A 17,000-nucleotide genomic window follows, 5' to 3' on the forward strand; every position below is an offset into this window, starting at 1 on the left:
TTTATTTAAAAATATTCATACTTATAACACATTTAAATTACCAGCATCATAAAATCGGTTTTTCCTTCCAATGAAACGAATCGTACTTTTGCGGAATATTTAAATATTTTAAACAATGGATAATCAATCTTTTGACTGGCTGCTTCATGGCTGCCATGCACTGTCCGAAGTGGCAGTAGCTTATTTTCCGAACTATCAGTATAATTGTTCAGCGGTGAAAGCGTTCCGGCGGATCATCAAAGAACATGCAGTATTACTGAACCAACTCACGGAAGCGGGATTCACCCGGCATACCACAACGCTCACTCCTCAGCAAATTGCGATTATTGTAAGGTTCTGGGGAACGCCTGCATTAGTATACGAAATGATAAAAAAGAATTCATATCTTGCTGTCCCGAAAATGGGGAAAAAGATATAATGTATTTTAATACATTCTTTTTTTCATTTATATATTAATGGATGAAGGGGTGGTCGAAGTGCTAATATAGGCATGCCGGCCTCCCCTTTTAACAGGGCGTTTGAGCAAGAGTAGAAGAAGGCAGACAGAGAGGTCCAAAAATATAGGTAATAATCAGGGGTATTGGACACATGAGCCAATATTAAAATATTTAGCCGTTCATAACCGTAAAATTGTACATCTCAACCAACCGGACTACCTTCGCACCAAATTAAAACAATATAAAGTATGATTAAATCTACAGCAGAAATGCTTAAAAAGGGATATCTCCTCTTCCCTAAAGTCTTATTCGAGGAGCAAATAAAAGTGACTAAAGGTGCAACAGGATATTTCGACGCGTTTATTTTGGTATTAACGCATGTCAATTATAGTACTGTGGAATGTCGCATCCACCAGTACACATTTCAATGCCGGCGGGGTGAATCTGTAATGTCCATGGTTCATTGGGCAGAATTATTCGGTTGGAAACGCAGTCGCACGCGGTATTTCTTCAATAAAATGTACGATGAAGGTATTATCGAAAGATTGTCTAATCCATATATCACTCACATCCGCATACCCGACTACGATCTGTTGGTCGGACAGAAACGTCGGGAAAGTGTCCGTGCCGAAGCTGACGGTATCACCTTCGATGCGTTTTGGGAAAAATATCATGATATTACCCGGAAGCCTAAAACCAATGTCGGCCGTGCTCGTCGGGAATGGAACAAGTTATCTGTCAACGAACGTTGTCTCAGTCTTAGTCACATCGATGAATATTATGATAATCTGGCGGATATCAAGTACTGTATGCAGGCTGCCTCCTATTTGTCAAATAAGGCATTTATGAATGAATATGACTATTAGAAAAGAAAATGAGTGAGATAACAAACCCACAGGACGCCGAACTCGAAGAAGTCGTGCTCGGCGCCTGCCTGCTGGAAAGCAAAGCTATTACACTGGTTGCCGACATATTACGGCCGGAAGTATTTTACACTGAAACGAACCGTGAGATTTATGCTGTCTTGCAGGGTATGTACCATGCCGGGCAAGTAATTGATATCATGACCATAAAAGAAGAACTTGCCCGGCATGGCAAGCTCGAATTTATAGGAGGGCTTTATACACTGGTGCGTATCAGTTCACGCGTAGTGTCGAGTGCTCACCTAGAATATCATGCCCGGATTCTCAAACAGAAATATATCCGTCGTGAAACGATTTTAGGATCTCACAAACTGCTGGCACTGGCTGCCGACGAAACGACTGATATAGACGATACCTTGGCAGACGCCCATTCCCTCCTCGATCGTTTGGAAAAGGAATGTGGTACTACCGAGCATCTTCGTTCTATGCTGCAACTTATGGAGGATACCATTAAACTAATAGAAGTCCGTACAGCCTCCAACAAGAATGGTGTCACAGGGTTGCCAACCGGATTTACTGATCTTGACCGCCTGACATGCGGCTGGCAAGCAGGTGACATGATTGTTATAGCTGCCCGTCCTGCAGTAGGGAAAACGGCATTCGCCCTACATTTGGCACGCACCGCTGCTTCGGCGGGATATCACATTGCTGTATATAGTCTTGAAATGCAAGGTGAACGTTTGGGAGACCGCTGGCTACTGGCTGCCACTACGGGAGTTAACCCCGATCATCTCCTCAGCGGACAATTAACTCCCAGCGAATTACGGCAAATACACGAGGCATCAACAGAGTTGTCTCATCTACCTATTCATATCGATGATAATCCGTCGGTGAGTATGGATTACGTTCGTTCTTCTGCTAAACTGCTACAAAGTAAAGGAAAATGTGACGGTGTCATCATCGACTACCTGCAACTGTGTGACATGAAAACAGACCAACACAACCGCAACCGAGAGCAGGAAGTAGCCCAAGCTAGCCGCAAAGCCAAGATGATGGCAAAAGAATTGCATATCCCTGTGATACTACTCAGTCAATTAAATCGTAATGTAGAGGGGCATCCCGACAACCGTCCCAGTTTGAGTGACCTTCGCGAAAGTGGGGCTATCGAACAAGATGCTGATTTAGTACTGATGCTTTCCCGCCCTGCTCTCTCCGGACGTGCGACAGACCGCAAAAGCACCTACTCTACAGATGGATTGGGTGTGATGGGTATTGTGAAACACCGCAACGGAATGACTGGTGAGCTTTATTTCAGACATGATCCGAGTATGACGAAACTGGAGGATTACGTACCCGGAATAGATTGGATGAAGAAGAATACAACTACCTGAACGGTATAATAAGACAGTGTTTTACAAGAGCTAAAGCTTAGCTTTAGAGGTCGTAAAGCGATGCTTTAGGTTATGAAAAGCAATGCTTTACGATCTCTTCTTTTTTTAAAGTTTCAACAATCTTATCCCGTGTCTTATGGTTCTCCCAATGCGTCTATAATCACTCTTACCTCCAAAGGTGTGAAAGAACGGCAGTTGGGCTGATAACCCAGGTCATACAGGCGTTGTAGAAGTCCCGGACATAACAGGATCCATTTCTTCATTTTTCGATAAGCAGCGATGTCGGTTAGTTCGGGAGAATAAAGTGAGGCAAGTTCCATACGGCCATACGCACGTATTGTGAATTCTTTCATGATAAATAAGCTTTGATTTATATCTACAAAATTAACAAAATATTTTCACATATGCAATACTTTTTCAATGAATAACTGACTATTATCATGCATTACTGACAGGTACAAATTGAATAACCGATATGCCCATCTTTATGCCAAAACAAGTTGCTCGCAAACTTCTTGGTTACCAATATTGGAATAGCACTCATGATGCTGTATCAATCAAGTATTTACGACAGTCTGTCACCTTAAACAAAAATCGTCTATTAAAAAGTCAGACAAAATTTGGTCAAATATTCCTTTTTATTAATTAAAAAGGCTACAGTTTCACAAACTAATATTGGATTTCAGTCTCTTTTCCATATATTTGCGCCCGCATTTTTATTATTGGATCAACCTCCTTATTCAATTTACCAAACTAGATAAAACAAATGGAAAATATAAACGCAGTAATTACAGGAGTCGGAGGATATGTACCCGATTATATCTTGACCAATGATGAGATTTCAAAAATGGTAGATACCACCGATGAATGGATTATGGGGCGTATTGGTATTAAGGAAAGGCGTATTCTGAAAGATGAAGGACTAGGAACTTCTTACATAGCTCGTAAAGCTGTCAAACAACTGATAAAACGCACCCATACAAATCCGGATGATATTGATCTGGTAATTGTAGCTACAACAACTCCTGATTACCGCTTTCCTTCCACTGCTTCTATTTTATGTGAGAGACTGGAACTGAAAAGAGCTTTTGCTTTCGACATACAGGCCGTTTGCAGTGGTTTTTTATATGCATTGGAAACAGGAGCTAACTTTATCCGTTCCGGAAATTACAAGAAAGTGGTGGTGGTAGGTGCTGAAAAGATGTCGTCAATAATAAACTATACCGATCGGGCAACTTGTCCTATTTTCGGCGATGGCGGAGCAGCCGTCATGCTTGAACCTACTACTGAAGATTTGGGTATTATGGATGCTGTGTTAAGGACAGATGGTAAAGGATTACCTTTTTTACATATTAAAGCCGGTGGTTCCGTATGCACCCCTTCTTATTATTCATTGGATAATCAAATGCACTACATCTACCAGGAAGGACGTACTGTATTCAAATATGCGGTATCTAACATGGCAGATGCCTGTGAATCTATTATTGCAAGAAACCATCTAAGCAAAGACAATATCGACTGGGTGATTCCCCATCAAGCTAATCAACGCATTATCACTGCTGTAACACAACGTTTGGAAGTTCCCGCCGAAAAGGTCATGGTTAATATTGAACGATACGGCAATACCAGTGCAGGCACTCTCCCACTCTGCCTTTGGGATTTTGAAGATAAATTCAAAAAAGGAGATAACCTAATTCTCACTGCATTCGGAGCAGGATTTGCCTGGGGAGCTATCTATATAAAATGGGGATATGATGGAAAAAACAGATAGCGATTAATCGCTATCTTCCAAATAAAAAATCCTCTAATTTACTAGAAACCAGAGGATTTTTTGTTTGGGAAGTGCGGTGCGTACGGGACTCGAACCCGTGACCCCATGCGTGACAGGCATGTATTCTAACCAACTGAACTAACGCACCAAAATATTCACTAAAGCATCTCTCTCGATTGCGGATGCAAAGGTAGATATTTTTTTGAAACCTGCAATAGCTTCAGTATCTTTTTTCTGAAAAAGTGGATTTATTAAGAATTATCGTGTACATTTGCAGCTACTAATAAAATAGAAAATAGAATGAAAAATACACCAATTGAACGACATCTGATTGATGAAACTATAAATGAGTTTCAAATTGTCGATTTTTCAAAAGCTACCATTCGGGAAGTGAAAGCTATTGCTTCGAAAGCAGAAGCTGCATCGGGAGTTGAATTTATCAAAATGGAAATGGGCGTTCCGGGGCTCCCTCCTTCCGCAGTAGGTGTGAAAGCAGAGATTGAAGCGTTACAAAATGGCATTGCCAGCCTATACCCCGATATTAACGGATTGCCGGAACTGAAAAAAGAGGCGTCCAACTTTATCAAAGCATTTATCAACGTGGATTTAAATCCGGAGGGCTGTGTACCTGTCACCGGCTCTATGCAAGGAACATTCGCTTCATTCCTCACTTGCAGCCAATGCGACGAAAAGAAAGATACGATTTTATTCATCGATCCCGGATTTCCGGTACAGAAACAGCAGTTGGTAGTGATGGGACAAAAGTTCGAAACGTTTGATGTATATGACTACCGCGGAGACAAACTGAAAGAGAAACTGGAAAGCTATCTGAAAAAAGGAAATATATCAGCTATCATTTATTCGAATCCCAATAACCCCAGCTGGATTTGCCTGAAAGAGGAAGAATTGCAGATTATCGGTGAATTGGCAACGCAGTATGATGTGATTGTTTTGGAAGACTTGGCTTATTTCGCCATGGACTTCCGGCAGGATTTGAGCAAACCATACCAACCTCCTTTCCAGCCATCAGTAGCCCATTATACAGATAATTATGTATTGTTGATTTCCGGTTCGAAAGCATTCAGCTACGCCGGACAGCGTATTGGCGTAAGCTGTATCTCTGATAAATTATACCACCGAAGCTATCCGGGACTGACCAAACGATATGGCGGCGGTACCTTTGGAACTGTTTTCATCCATCGCGTACTTTATGCACTTTCATCAGGAACGAGTCATTCCGCACAATTCGCCATGGCTGCCATGCTGAAAGCTGCCAACGAAGGACAATATAACTTCCTCAACGAAGTGAAGATCTATGGTGAGAGAGCACAAAAATTGAAAGAAATCTTCCTCCGTCACGGTTTCCACCTGGTATATGACAACGACTTGGGCGACCCGATTGCGGACGGATTCTATTTCACCATCGGATACCCGGGAATGACCAGCGGCGAACTGGCCAAAGAACTGATGTACTACGGAGTAAGCGCTATCTCTTTGGTTACAACAGGAAGCCATCAGGAAGGATTACGCGCGTGTACCTCTTTTATTAAAGACCATCAGTATGCGCAACTGGACGAAAGAATGAAACTATTTGCTGAAAATCATCCGATAGCCTGATTATCTGACATAAGATATTCATAAAAGCCATTCTTTAAATGAAAAAAAACGGAAATAACGATTGTTATTCCGTTTTTTTTCTTACATTAGTGGCATGAATATCGACTCTGACATATTTAAGATTCAATCGAATAATGTGTTACCATCAAGAGGAAGGATTTTAATATCTGAACCTTTTCTGCGTGACGCAACGTTTGGCAGATCCGTAATTTTACTGGTCGATCATACGGACGAAGGAAGTATGGGATTGGTTATCAACAAACAACTGCCATTATTCCTGAACGATATCATCATGGAATTTAAATATCTGGACGAGATTCCTCTATACAAAGGTGGACCGATTGCCACTGATACTTTATTTTACCTCCATACACTATCAGACATCCCCGGCTCTATCTCTATCAGCAAAGGACTTTATCTGAATGGAGATTTTGATGAAATAAAGAAATATATATTACAAGGAAATAAAATCAGCGAATGTATCCGTTTCTTCCTGGGGTATTCCGGATGGGACAGCGAACAGTTAAATAACGAAATCAGAGAAAACACATGGCTGGTGTCTGAAGAAGAAAAATCATATCTGATGAAAAACAATATCAAGGATATGTGGCGGACTGCTTTAGAGAAACTAGGCAGCAAGTACGAAACGTGGTCACGCTTCCCACAAGTGCCTACTCTCAACTAATATTTTATTTCTTAGGATTCAAACATTGGAGGAGCAATGCATCTTTGTAGCAGCCCTCCACTTTCAGCCAGTTTTTCAATAATCCGCATTGAACGAAGCCACAAGACGTGAACAGCTTTACACAAACGTCATTATCTGTCGTGACATGTGCATAAAGCTGACTTAAAGACAGAAAATCAAAAGCATATTCACAAAGCAGCTTCAATGCGTCGGTGGCATACCCTTGCTGACGATAATCCTTATGCACGGCAATTCCTACTTCTCCCCGCGAATGAAGGGGAACGAAATCCGTAATATCAATCGTACCAAGGATACACTGGTCGGATTTGCGTACCATCATCAAACGTAATTGCTTATCCGCAAACACATCACACTGCGAACCTTCAATATATTGGCGCAACACGTAACGGGAGTATGGAACCGTAAAGTTACTGATGTCCCACATCGAAGGATCATTTTCCATCTCATACATTATATCCATATCTTCCGGTTCTACCGCACGAAGATAGATACGATCGTTCATCAAGAAAGACTGTCTCATAGCTTTTCTTCTTTTGCAATGTGAAGTTCGTTACGCAATCTCTTCTCGCTGGGCAGGCAGAAAAGTGACGCCGTGAGGCCAATCAGCATACAGAGGTTACCCGTACTGCTCAACGTCAGGTAGTAACACAAAAGGTTCACCACAATAGCTACTTCAAGCACTCCCAAGCGAACAATGTTCCATTGCACATATCGCTTCAAGGCAAGCGTGATAGTCATGTGATCTATCTTTTTCTTAAGCACCAAGCTAAATAATTTGAGAGAAAGAGGCACACACAAAGCAGTAAGCAAAATGCCGACCGTCTCAAAATAGTAGATAGCCGGTGCGTTATCTACCAAACCTCCTACGGGAAAGAGTTCAAACTCTCCTGCCCCAAGCAAAAATGCCGGGAGCACCCAAAAGAAAACATAACTGATATTCAAATTTCTGACAGCTCGTTTTATCTGTTCTTCCATGTTCGTTCTTAAATGATTAATAATGATTATACAGTTCCGGTAAAAAGCGTCCGGTTCACAATGCTGCGTCCTAAAGTCACTTCATCGGCATATTCAAGTTCATCACCAACCGATATGCCACGGGCTATCACACTTAGTTTAACCCCTAGTTTATCCAGCTTGCGATAGATGTAGAAGTTGGTAGTATCGCCCTCCATCGTGGTGCTCAATGCCAAAATAACTTCTTTGATTCCACCTTCAGCCACCCGCTGCACCAGGCTTTCAATTTGAAGGTCACTCGGTCCGACTCCGTCCATTGGAGAAATGACTCCTCCCAAAACGTGATAAAGCCCGCGATACTGCTGGGTTGCTTCCACCGCCATTACATCACGGATATTTTCCACCACACAGACAGTGGAAGCATCCCGTTGCGGATTAGCACAAATCTGGCAAGTTTCAGTATCGGATATATTATGACACACTTTGCAGTATTTCACCTCACGTTTCAACGTTATGATAGAATTTCCGAAAGCTTCCACCGTAGCCGTATCCTGACGGAGCAGATGCAGAACAAGCCTCATAGCCGTCTTACGCCCGATACCCGGAAGTTTGGAAAATTCGCCGACTGCCTTTTCAAGCAGTATAGAAGGATATTGTTGGTTCATAGATAATATTTGCTGTTCTATCGATAAAACCTTGCAAAGATACAGATTATTGTTTTTAATACCTACAAAAATTGCTACCTTTGCATCTGTTATGATGATACTTGTCACTATTCTTTGCTACTTCGCGGTATTATTACTAATAGCCCGTATCACCGGACGTAAGGGAGGATCGAATGCAGCGTTCTTCAAGGGAGAGAACCAATCACCTTGGTACATAGTCTCTTTTGGAATGATTGGCGCCTCTATCTCCGGAGTCACTTTCGTCTCTGTACCGGGAATGGTGCGCGGAATGGATATGACCTATATGCAAACGGTACTCGGATTTTTCTTCGGATACATGGCCGTAGCCCATATCTTACTTCCTTTATATTATAAGTTGAATCTGACAAGTATCTACGGATACCTCGGCACCCGCATCGGGATGCGTGCCTATCGTACCGGCTCCTTTTTCTTTCTGCTGTCACGCATGTTGGGAACCGCAGCCAAACTTTATCTGGTATGCCTCATTCTCCATACGTATGTATTTCAGGAAATGCACGTTCCCTTTTGGCTGATTGCTGTCGGTTCGGTTGCATTGGTATGGATATATACTCATAAAAGCGGAATAAAGACCATCGTGTGGACAGATACCTTACAAACATTTTGCCTGATTGCCGCTCTGGTTTTTATCATCTATTTTACGTTCCAAAGATTAGACCTTAACTTCAGCGGCATTGTGCAAACAATCCAAAACAGTGAACACAGCCGTATTTTTGTATTTGACGACTGGGTATCCCGACAAAACTTCTTCAAACAATTCTTTAGCGGTATCTTCATCGTCATCGTAATGACCGGTTTGGATCAGGATATGATGCAAAAGAATCTTTCTTGCCGGAACCTCCGGGAAGCACAAAAAAACATGTACTGCTACGGTTTCTCATTCATTCCGCTAAATTTCCTTTTTCTATGCTTGGGAATTCTATTGATAGCGCTAGCGGGACAAATGCAACTTGAACTGCCAGCCATGAATGATGATATACTGCCCATGTTTGCAGCCCAAGGTTATCTGGGACAATCCGTATTGGTACTTTTTACAATCGGTATTATCGCAGCAGCTTTCAGCAACTCGGATTCCGCCCTGACAGCCATGACAACCAGTGTATGCGTAGATCTGCTAAATACGGAAAAAGACACAGAAGAAACGGCACGTCGCAAAAGAGATAAAGTGCATTTATCGTTATCAGTCTTATTGGCATTCTTCATCTGCCTGGTAGAAATACTCAATAATAAGAGCGTTATTGACGCCATATATATCATCGCCTCCTACACATACGGCCCCCTGCTCGGAATGTTTGCTTTCGGACTTTTTACACGTAGGCAAACGAACGACCGGTGGGTTCCTCTCATAGCCATCCTTTCACCACTGCTCTGCTATCTTGCCGACTGGTGGATTGGAAAAGAAACCGGATATAAATTCGGTTATGAATTGCTAATGTTAAATGGAACGCTTACCTTTGCGGGGTTAATCTGTATGTCTAAAAAAGGGAAAAACGATGTTACAAAGAAATAAATGACAAGAAAATGGAAATAACAAGTGCTGAATTTGTGATTAGCAATACGGACGTGAAGAAATGCCCGGCCGGCATTTTCCCGGAATATGCCTTTATAGGCCGTTCGAATGTGGGAAAATCGAGTCTTATCAATATGTTGACCAGCCGTAAAGGTCTGGCCATGACCTCTTCTACTCCGGGAAAAACGATGTTAATCAACCACTTCCTTATCAATAAGAATTGGTATCTCGTCGACCTTCCGGGATATGGCTATGCCCGACGCGGACAAAAAGGGAAAGACCAGATACGCACCATAATCGAAGATTATATCTTGGAACGGGAACAAATGACCAACCTCTTTGTCCTGATAGACAGCCGGCTGGAACCTCAAAAAATAGACCTCGAGTTTATGGAATGGCTGGGCGAGAACGGTATCCCCTTCTCTATCATCTTTACCAAAGCCGACAAGCTAAAAGGTGGACGTTTAAAAATGAATATCAATGCCTATTTACGTGAGTTGGGCAAACAATGGGAAGAGCTCCCTCCTCACTTCGTATCTTCCTCGGAAGACCGCACAGGACGTGTTGATATACTCAACTACATAGAAAACATAAACAAGGATCTCAATGTTAAATGAAAGAAGAATGAAAATGAAAAAGAGTTTTTTACCTATTGCCTTTATGGCAGTATTTATGCTAATGGCAACTAACAGCCAGGCGCAATCATGGTCCGACTTATTAAATAAGGACAACATTTCAAAAGTAGTAAATGCCATCACCGGAACCACCGAATCTATCGACATGACCGGAACATGGAGCTACAAAGGTTCGGCGGTAGAGTTCGAATCGGATAACTTACTAATGAAAGCAGGCGGAGCTGCCGCAGCCACTATGGCTGAAAATAAGCTGAACGAACAATTAAGCAAAATAGGTATTAAAGACGGCCAGATGAGTTTCACTTTCAATGCCGACAGTACTTTCACCAGCACGGTGGGCAAGAAAACATTGAAAGGCACTTACTCCTACAATGCTTCAACCAAACAAGTTGATTTGAAGTATTTGAAACTTCTGAATCTGCACGCTAAAGTAAATTGCAGTTCCAGCTCACTGGAGTTACTGTTCAACTCGGACAAACTGTTGAAATTAATGGCTTTCATCGGTAGCAAAAGTAGCAGTACCGCACTGAAAACAGTTAGTTCACTGGCCGAAAATTACGATGGAATGATGCTCGGATTCCAGCTCTCAAAATAGCAAAAGAGAATCGTTTAATACTATTTCGCACTCCATTAAGTATATTTTAGGGGAAAAGCATTATCTTTGTCGTTTGTAATCAAAAAGAGAAGGAAAAATGAAAAAGATACTTTTTTTAATGACCCTGTTAGTAATGGGCGTAAGCTTTGCATTTGCACAAACAAATGCAGATATCAAGTTTGACAAAACAACTCACGATTTCGGTAAGTTTTCTGAAAACAGCCCGGTTGTCAGTTGCACATTTACCTTTACTAATATCGGCGATGCCCCGCTGGTGATCCATCAGGCTGTAGCCTCTTGCGGATGTACAGTACCCGAATATACAAAGGAACCCATCATGCCGGGCAAAAAGGGAACAATCAAGGTGACTTATAACGGAACAGGCAAATATCCGGGACATTTCAAAAAATCAATCACCTTGCGTACCAACGCCAAAACAGAGATGGTAAGATTGTATATCGAAGGCGATATGACAGCAAAAGATGCAAAGTAGGAAAAAATAGACTATTACATAAAGGAGAATCTTTCGGTTCTCCTTTTTTTTTGTTTACTTTGAGGACGGAAATGTAAATTAACACATTAGCAAATTATAAAAACTATGAAACAAGAAGAAGACAAATTCACCGGGTTACCCGAGAATGCGTTCAGAGAGTTGAAACCCGGGGAAGTGTACAACCCGTTGATGGGTCCCTCTAAAAATTATCCGGAAGTTAATATCTGGTCAGTAGCATGGGGTATTGCCATGGCAATCCTTTTTTCGGCCGCCGCTGCCTATCTGGGGTTGAAGGTCGGACAGGTATTTGAAGCAGCTATTCCGATTGCGATCATTGCCGTAGGAGTTTCCGGAGCTGCCAAAAGAAAAAATGCGTTGGGAGAAAACGTGATTATCCAGTCTATCGGAGCTTGTTCCGGAGTAATCGTTGCCGGAGCGATCTTCACCCTCCCCGCTCTTTATATTCTCCAAGCTAAATATCCCGAGATGACGGTTACCTTCATGCAGGTATTCATCAGCTCTTTATTGGGTGGCGTATTGGGTATTCTATTCCTGATTCCTTTCCGTAAATACTTCGTCAGCGACATGCATGGAAAATATCCTTTCCCGGAAGCAACAGCCACTACACAGGTGTTGATCTCCGGCGAAAAAGGCGGCAGTCAGGCCAAACCGTTATTGATGGCAGGTATGATCGGCGGATTATATGACTTCATCGTAGCGACATTCGGATGGTGGAACGAGAATTTTACTACCCGTGTTTGCAGTGCCGGAGAAATGCTGGCAGAAAAGGCAAAATTGGTATTCAAGGTAAACACCGGTGCTGCTGTGCTTGGTTTGGGATATATCGTCGGACTGAAATATGCTTCCATCATTTGTGCCGGTTCATTGGCTGTGTGGTGGATTATCATTCCGGGAATGTCTGCTATCTGGGGTGACAGTGTACTGAATGCATGGAATCCGGAAGTTACCTCTACCGTAGGTATGATGAGCCCGGAAGAAATATTCAAATATTATGCCAAGAGCATCGGTATCGGCGGTATCGCTATGGCAGGTGTGATCGGTATTATCCGTTCCTGGAGCATCATCAAGAGCGCTGTCGGGCTGGCAGCCAAAGAGATGGGCGGTAAAGGGAATGTAGAAAAAAGCATTATCCGCACACAACGGGATCTTTCTATGAAAATTATCGCCATCGGTTCCATCATCACACTGATATTAATCGTATTATTCTTCTATCTTGATGTCATGCAAGGGAATCTGTTGCATACATTGGTAGCCATTGTTCTGGTTGCCGGGATCTCTTTCCTGTTCACCACAGTAGCAGCTAATGCCATTGCGATTGTTGGTACTAATCCGGTTTCGGGAATGACATTGATGACACTGATATTGGCTTCCGTAGTGATGGTAGCTGTCGGACTGAAAGGTCCTTCGGGCATGGTTGCCGCATTGGTAATGGGTGGCGTAGTATGTACCGCGCTGTCGATGGCAGGAGGTTTTATCACCGATTTGAAAATTGGTTACTGGCTCGGAAGTACGCCTGCCAAACAGGAAACATGGAAGTTCTTGGGAACAATCGTATCGGCTGCAACAGTAGGCGGTGTAATGATTATCCTGAATAAGACATACGGATTTACAAGTGGCGCACTGGCTGCTCCACAAGCAAATGCGATGGCGGCCGTTATCGAACCACTGATGAGTGGTGTAGGTGCACCCTGGTTGTTATATGGCATTGGTGCTGTCTTAGCAATTATTCTGACTCTTTGTAAAATTCCTGCATTAGCTTTCGCATTGGGTATGTTTATTCCATTGGAACTGAATGTGCCGCTGGTAGTGGGTGGAGCAGTGAATTGGTTTGTTACAACTCGTAGCAAAGATGCATCTCTGAATACGGAAAGAGGTGAAAAAGGAACCTTACTGGCATCCGGTTTCATTGCCGGAGGTGCATTGATGGGAGTAATCAGTGCCGCAATGCGCTTTGGTGGAATCAACCTGGTTAATGAAACATGGTTGAACAATACTTGGTCAGAAGTGTTGGCATTAGGAGCGTATGCCTTATTGATTCTTTACTTTATAAAGGCTTCAATGAAAGTTAAATAAATAATTATGAGGAGACTATTATCCATTATAGTATCGCTTGTAACTGCCATATCATTTGCGCAGCAGCCCGTCGAGCTACCTTTGTGGCCCGACGGTGCTCCCAACTCCAGCGGACTAACCGGAGAAGAGCAGGAAACGCGCCCTCATTTTGTCACGAATGTCACACAACCCACCCTGACGGTCTACCATCCGGAAAAGCCGAATGGAATGGCTATTATCATGTGTCCCGGAGGCGGGTATCGTGGATTGGGTATGGATGGAGAGGGGTATGATATGGCCCCTTGGTTCTGCGGACAAGGTATTACCTATATGGTATTAAAATACCGGATGCCGAACGGACATTGGGAAGTCCCCGTATCAGACGCCGAACAAGCCATTCGCATGGTACGCCAACATGCCAAAGAATGGAATGTCAATCCTTACAAGGTAGGATTAATGGGAGCCTCTGCGGGAGGGCATTTAACTGCTACACTTGCCACTCACTACAATTCGGAAACACGTCCGGACTTTCAGATATTACTTTATCCGGTAGTTACGATGATGCAAGTCACCCGTGGAAATACAAGAACTGCATTGCTCGGCAAAAATCCCACAATGGAACAGATACAGAAGTTTTCCGCCGAATTGCAAGTAACGCCCGATACTCCACAAGCATTTATCGCTCTTACCTCCGATGACCCTTCCGTAGCACCTTACCACGGAGTAAACTATTACCTTGCTTTACAGAAAAACAAGGTTCCGGCAACTCTCCATGTTTATCCTACCGGAGGACATGGCTGGGGATTTCAGGATCATTTTAAATATAAGCAACAATGGACACAGGAATTGGAGAAATGGTTGCGCGACGGCGTTGTATTCCCGGAAAACCCCGAACCCATGTTACGAATCGGGAAATCTTACCTGGGAACTAAATACGTGGCTAACACATTAGATCAAGACGGAGAAGAATCATTAGTGATCCGGACTGATGCCGTAGATTGCCTCACTTTCGTAGAATACACGTTGGCACAGGCACTCGGCTCTTCCTTTGCCGACAATCTGCAAAAAATACGTTATCGGGACGGCATCATCAACGGTTATCCTTCCCGGTTGCATTATACTTCCGAATGGATAGAGAACGGAATCCGCCACGGATTCCTCACCGATATTACTGCCAAAAACAGTGCGCATACCCAGAAAATCTCTCTTTCGTATATGTCTACCCATCCCAAGCAATATAAAAAATTGGCTGATTCGCCGGAAAATGTACGACAAATGGCCGAATATGAAAAAGCAATCTCCGGAAAAGTCGTACATTGGTTGCCGAAAAGCGAACTGCCGGAAGCCGGATTGCCCTGGATCATGAATGGAGACATTATTGCTATTACAACGAAGATGCCCGGACTGGACATTGCTCATGTGGGAATAGCAGAATATAAAGAGGGAAAACTGCACCTGCTGCACGCTTCTTCTACATTGGGAAAAGTAGTTGTCAGCGACGAACCTCTCAATCACATGCTAAACAACAATAAATCGTGGACAGGCATACGTGTTGTCCGGATGTCTCACTCTAAAAATAACTGATTATGAAACGAGTAAAACATTTCCTTCTCGCCTCGTGCTTATTCCCCACTTTGCTGGGAGCACAAGAAATGGCAAGCGCCTATTTTCTGGAACTTACTCCAGACGCCCAATCGGCAGGTATGGCAGGTACAGGATTAGCTACCACCGATAACGGTAGTACAGCTATTTTTCATAATGCTTCTACCATCGCTTTCTCACAAGAAGTGATGGGTGCGAGTTATTCATACGCTAAGATCAACCAAGATTATGCGCTACATAGCGCCTCTCTTTTCTACCGGATCGGAAGGGAAGGCATACATGGATTTGCTGTAGGTTTCCGGCATTTCAAAGATCCCAAGGTGCTCGATTACCGCCCTCACGTATGGGACTTAGAAGCTGCTTATTTCAGAAATGTAGCCAAAAATCTGTCTCTTTCATTAACGTTCAGATACCTGCAAGCCAAAGCCGCGGAAAGCGCAGACAGCAAGAATAGCGTTTGTCTGGACTTCGGCGCGACCTACTATCGCAATATGGCTCTATTGGACGAAATGGCTTCCTGGAGCATTGGTTTCCAAGCTGCCAACTTAGGCAAAAAGCTGGACGGACAAAAGTTACCCGCCAGATTAGGATTGGGAGGTACAATCGACCTGCCATTCAGCATAGAAAACCGTTTGCAGGTGGCTCTCGACTTCAACTATCTGCTCCCCTCTGAAATCCGTCATCTCCAGGCTGGCATAGGAGCCGAATATAATTTCCTGAAATATGCTGTTGTCCGTGCGGGATATCATTTCGGAGACAAAGACAAAGGAGTAGGCAACTACGGCACTCTAGGCTGCGGAATAAACTTCTGGCCGATACGTGCAGACTTCTCATACGCCTTGGCTGATAAAGATTGCTTTATGCGCCGCACCTGGCAACTGGGAGTTGGAATAGTTTTCTAAGCTCCTCTTCGAGGCGTTGCTTCACTTCGTCCATCGGCACATCGTGCTTTAGTTCCTGACGAAGAGAAGTGACGCCTTTATCTATAAATCCGCAAGGGTGGATATAACTGAAATAACGTAAATCGGTATTCACATTCAAAGCCAGTCCATGCATCGTGACATAATGGCTGCTCCTCACTCCGATAGCACAAATCTTACGCGCACGAGGCGTATCACCTTCCAACCAGACTCCTGTCGCTTTCTCCAAACGTCCGGCTTCAATGCCATAAGAAGCACATACCCGAATCACCGCTTCTTCCAACAGATGAACGTACTCTTTCAATCCTAACTGAAATTCTTCCAGGTTTAATATCGGATAGCACACCAGTTGTCCCGGACCATGATAAGTAATGTCCCCTCCCCGATCAATATGATAAAGGGTGGCATCAATTGCTTTCAGTTGTTCATCACTCAACAACATATTATTTTCTTTCCCGCTACGTCCTAATGTATAAACATGGGGATGTTCGCACATCACAATACGGTTTTCATAACTCTCGCCCTGAACTTTTGCCCGGACAATGTTATCAAACCATTCTGTTTGCCGTTGCCATGCTTCGGCGTATGGTATCAAATTCCAATCAATAAAAACTGTTTTCATAAAAACAAAATTATATAGAAAAATCGAGTTTTTCTACACCGGCACAATAAAAAACGAGGCCAACCCTCAAACTCTGCTTCATACTTCGTTTAATTGTTACGAATGTC

18 protein-coding genes and 1 tRNA gene are annotated in these 17,000 nt (G+C 43.2%); 13 read left to right on the forward strand and 6 right to left on the reverse strand.

The window, feature by feature from the left end; genetic code table 11:
• The first annotated feature begins 115 nt into the window (after window positions 1-115).
• The 3 genes from DW173_RS02520 to dnaB all read left to right on the forward strand — a co-directional run bounded on the left by DW173_RS02520 (window position 116) and on the right by dnaB (window position 2,691).
• Window positions 116-418 (forward strand): DUF4248 domain-containing protein, encoded by a 303-nt coding sequence (locus DW173_RS02520; protein WP_120143632.1) that lies wholly within the window; start codon window positions 116-118, stop codon window positions 416-418.
• Between the two features lie 267 nt (window positions 419-685).
• The gene (locus DW173_RS02525) at window positions 686-1,303 is read left to right on the forward strand and encodes a hypothetical protein (protein ID WP_074706544.1); all 618 of its coding nucleotides are present in this window, start codon (window positions 686-688) and stop codon (window positions 1,301-1,303) included.
• 8 nt (window positions 1,304-1,311) lie between these two features.
• Entirely contained in the window at window positions 1,312-2,691 is a 1,380-nt protein-coding gene (gene dnaB / locus DW173_RS02530; protein ID WP_055236510.1) for a replicative DNA helicase, read from the forward strand.
• A 134-nt stretch (window positions 2,692-2,825) separates the two neighbouring features.
• Here dnaB and DW173_RS02535 read toward each other — a convergent pair whose 3' ends face one another.
• Entirely contained in the window at window positions 2,826-3,044 is a 219-nt protein-coding gene (locus DW173_RS02535) for a DUF4248 domain-containing protein (RefSeq protein ID WP_008022164.1), read from the reverse strand.
• 413 nt (window positions 3,045-3,457) lie between these two features.
• Here DW173_RS02535 and DW173_RS02540 point away from each other — a divergent pair, with 413 nt between their 5' ends.
• Window positions 3,458-4,462 (forward strand): beta-ketoacyl-ACP synthase III, encoded by a 1,005-nt coding sequence (locus DW173_RS02540; RefSeq protein WP_120143634.1) that lies wholly within the window; start codon window positions 3,458-3,460, stop codon window positions 4,460-4,462.
• Between the two features lie 74 nt (window positions 4,463-4,536).
• On the opposite strand, the gene DW173_RS02545 is transcribed toward DW173_RS02540, so the two are convergent.
• Window positions 4,537-4,610, reverse strand: a tRNA-Asp gene (locus DW173_RS02545).
• Window positions 4,611-4,762: 152 nt separating this feature from the next.
• On the opposite strand from DW173_RS02545, the gene DW173_RS02550 reads away from it, so the two are divergent.
• Both DW173_RS02550 and DW173_RS02555 read left to right on the forward strand, forming a co-directional pair.
• Entirely contained in the window at window positions 4,763-6,079 is a 1,317-nt protein-coding gene (locus DW173_RS02550) for a pyridoxal phosphate-dependent aminotransferase (protein WP_004314588.1), read from the forward strand.
• Between the two features lie 94 nt (window positions 6,080-6,173).
• Window positions 6,174-6,764, forward strand: coding sequence for a YqgE/AlgH family protein (locus tag DW173_RS02555; protein WP_004300427.1), 591 nt, complete (start codon window positions 6,174-6,176; stop codon window positions 6,762-6,764).
• A 4-nt stretch (window positions 6,765-6,768) separates the two neighbouring features.
• On the opposite strand, the gene DW173_RS02560 is transcribed toward DW173_RS02555, so the two are convergent.
• From DW173_RS02560 to recR, 3 genes are read right to left on the reverse strand one after another with little or no spacing between them, the layout of a single operon-like run.
• Window positions 6,769-7,305 carry a GNAT family N-acetyltransferase gene (locus DW173_RS02560; protein WP_008022161.1) on the reverse strand — a complete coding sequence of 179 codons (537 nt, stop codon included), beginning with the start codon at window positions 7,303-7,305 and terminating at the stop codon, window positions 6,769-6,771.
• A complete protein-coding gene (locus DW173_RS02565) occupies window positions 7,302-7,760 on the reverse strand; it encodes a hypothetical protein (protein WP_004306271.1) in 459 nt (152 codons plus the stop codon). Before DW173_RS02565 ends, DW173_RS02560 begins: the two co-directional genes overlap by 4 nt.
• Window positions 7,761-7,786: 26 nt before the next feature.
• A complete protein-coding gene (gene recR, locus DW173_RS02570) occupies window positions 7,787-8,404 on the reverse strand; it encodes a recombination mediator RecR (RefSeq protein ID WP_004306273.1) in 618 nt (205 codons plus the stop codon).
• A gap of 91 nt (window positions 8,405-8,495) precedes the next feature.
• On the opposite strand from recR, the gene DW173_RS02575 reads away from it, so the two are divergent.
• The 7 genes from DW173_RS02575 to DW173_RS02605 all read left to right on the forward strand — a co-directional run bounded on the left by DW173_RS02575 (window position 8,496) and on the right by DW173_RS02605 (window position 16,253).
• The gene (locus tag DW173_RS02575) at window positions 8,496-9,953 is read left to right on the forward strand and encodes a sodium:solute symporter (protein ID WP_120143636.1); all 1,458 of its coding nucleotides are present in this window, start codon (window positions 8,496-8,498) and stop codon (window positions 9,951-9,953) included.
• A gap of 11 nt (window positions 9,954-9,964) precedes the next feature.
• Window positions 9,965-10,570 (forward strand): ribosome biogenesis GTP-binding protein YihA/YsxC, encoded by a 606-nt coding sequence (gene yihA / locus DW173_RS02580; protein ID WP_004315890.1) that lies wholly within the window; start codon window positions 9,965-9,967, stop codon window positions 10,568-10,570.
• Entirely contained in the window at window positions 10,560-11,183 is a 624-nt protein-coding gene (locus tag DW173_RS02585; RefSeq protein ID WP_171034497.1) for a DUF4923 family protein, read from the forward strand. The genes yihA and DW173_RS02585 overlap by 11 nt, the downstream gene beginning before the upstream one ends.
• Before the next feature lie 97 nt (window positions 11,184-11,280).
• Complete coding sequence (locus tag DW173_RS02590; RefSeq protein WP_004300420.1) at window positions 11,281-11,676, forward strand: DUF1573 domain-containing protein; 396 nt, start codon at window positions 11,281-11,283, stop codon at window positions 11,674-11,676.
• A gap of 105 nt (window positions 11,677-11,781) precedes the next feature.
• Entirely contained in the window at window positions 11,782-13,770 is a 1,989-nt protein-coding gene (locus DW173_RS02595) for an OPT family oligopeptide transporter (protein ID WP_120143638.1), read from the forward strand.
• A gap of 6 nt (window positions 13,771-13,776) precedes the next feature.
• Window positions 13,777-15,333 (forward strand): N-acetylmuramoyl-L-alanine amidase-like domain-containing protein, encoded by a 1,557-nt coding sequence (locus DW173_RS02600; protein ID WP_120143640.1) that lies wholly within the window; start codon window positions 13,777-13,779, stop codon window positions 15,331-15,333.
• A 2-nt stretch (window positions 15,334-15,335) separates the two neighbouring features.
• Window positions 15,336-16,253 (forward strand): PorV/PorQ family protein, encoded by a 918-nt coding sequence (locus DW173_RS02605; protein WP_032849484.1) that lies wholly within the window; start codon window positions 15,336-15,338, stop codon window positions 16,251-16,253.
• Here the strand turns inward: DW173_RS02605 and lipB are convergent.
• Entirely contained in the window at window positions 16,210-16,893 is a 684-nt protein-coding gene (gene lipB / locus DW173_RS02610) for a lipoyl(octanoyl) transferase LipB (RefSeq protein ID WP_008775862.1), read from the reverse strand. The two genes, DW173_RS02605 and lipB, sit on opposite strands and share 44 nt — an antisense overlap.
• Window positions 16,894-17,000: the final 107 nt, after the last annotated feature.

The sequence above is a fragment of the Bacteroides sp. AM16-13 genome (assembly GCF_003602705.1).
In the GTDB taxonomy this organism is placed as follows: domain Bacteria; phylum Bacteroidota; class Bacteroidia; order Bacteroidales; family Bacteroidaceae; genus Bacteroides; species Bacteroides xylanisolvens.

What these genes read in the sequence shown, in the direction of transcription:
- DW173_RS02540 (WP_120143634.1), top strand. Translation starts at nt 3,458, where the DNA reads ATGGAAAATATAAACGCAGTAATTACAGGAGTCGGAGGATATGTACCC.
- DW173_RS02525 (WP_074706544.1), top strand. Translation starts at nt 686, where the DNA reads ATGATTAAATCTACAGCAGAAATGCTTAAAAAGGGATATCTCCTCTTC.
- DW173_RS02585 (WP_171034497.1), top strand. Translation starts at nt 10,560, where the DNA reads ATGTTAAATGAAAGAAGAATGAAAATGAAAAAGAGTTTTTTACCTATT.
- DW173_RS02560 (WP_008022161.1), bottom strand. Translation starts at nt 7,305, where the DNA reads ATGAGACAGTCTTTCTTGATGAACGATCGTATCTATCTTCGTGCGGTA.
- DW173_RS02550 (WP_004314588.1), top strand. Translation starts at nt 4,763, where the DNA reads ATGAAAAATACACCAATTGAACGACATCTGATTGATGAAACTATAAAT.
- DW173_RS02595 (WP_120143638.1), top strand. Translation starts at nt 11,782, where the DNA reads ATGAAACAAGAAGAAGACAAATTCACCGGGTTACCCGAGAATGCGTTC.
- DW173_RS02575 (WP_120143636.1), top strand. Translation starts at nt 8,496, where the DNA reads ATGATGATACTTGTCACTATTCTTTGCTACTTCGCGGTATTATTACTA.
- DW173_RS02600 (WP_120143640.1), top strand. Translation starts at nt 13,777, where the DNA reads ATGAGGAGACTATTATCCATTATAGTATCGCTTGTAACTGCCATATCA.
- recR (WP_004306273.1), bottom strand. Translation starts at nt 8,404, where the DNA reads ATGAACCAACAATATCCTTCTATACTGCTTGAAAAGGCAGTCGGCGAA.
- DW173_RS02535 (WP_008022164.1), bottom strand. Translation starts at nt 3,044, where the DNA reads ATGAAAGAATTCACAATACGTGCGTATGGCCGTATGGAACTTGCCTCA.
- DW173_RS02590 (WP_004300420.1), top strand. Translation starts at nt 11,281, where the DNA reads ATGAAAAAGATACTTTTTTTAATGACCCTGTTAGTAATGGGCGTAAGC.
- DW173_RS02520 (WP_120143632.1), top strand. Translation starts at nt 116, where the DNA reads ATGGATAATCAATCTTTTGACTGGCTGCTTCATGGCTGCCATGCACTG.
- DW173_RS02565 (WP_004306271.1), bottom strand. Translation starts at nt 7,760, where the DNA reads ATGGAAGAACAGATAAAACGAGCTGTCAGAAATTTGAATATCAGTTAT.
- lipB (WP_008775862.1), bottom strand. Translation starts at nt 16,893, where the DNA reads ATGAAAACAGTTTTTATTGATTGGAATTTGATACCATACGCCGAAGCA.
- dnaB (WP_055236510.1), top strand. Translation starts at nt 1,312, where the DNA reads ATGAGTGAGATAACAAACCCACAGGACGCCGAACTCGAAGAAGTCGTG.
- DW173_RS02555 (WP_004300427.1), top strand. Translation starts at nt 6,174, where the DNA reads ATGAATATCGACTCTGACATATTTAAGATTCAATCGAATAATGTGTTA.
- DW173_RS02605 (WP_032849484.1), top strand. Translation starts at nt 15,336, where the DNA reads ATGAAACGAGTAAAACATTTCCTTCTCGCCTCGTGCTTATTCCCCACT.
- yihA (WP_004315890.1), top strand. Translation starts at nt 9,965, where the DNA reads ATGGAAATAACAAGTGCTGAATTTGTGATTAGCAATACGGACGTGAAG.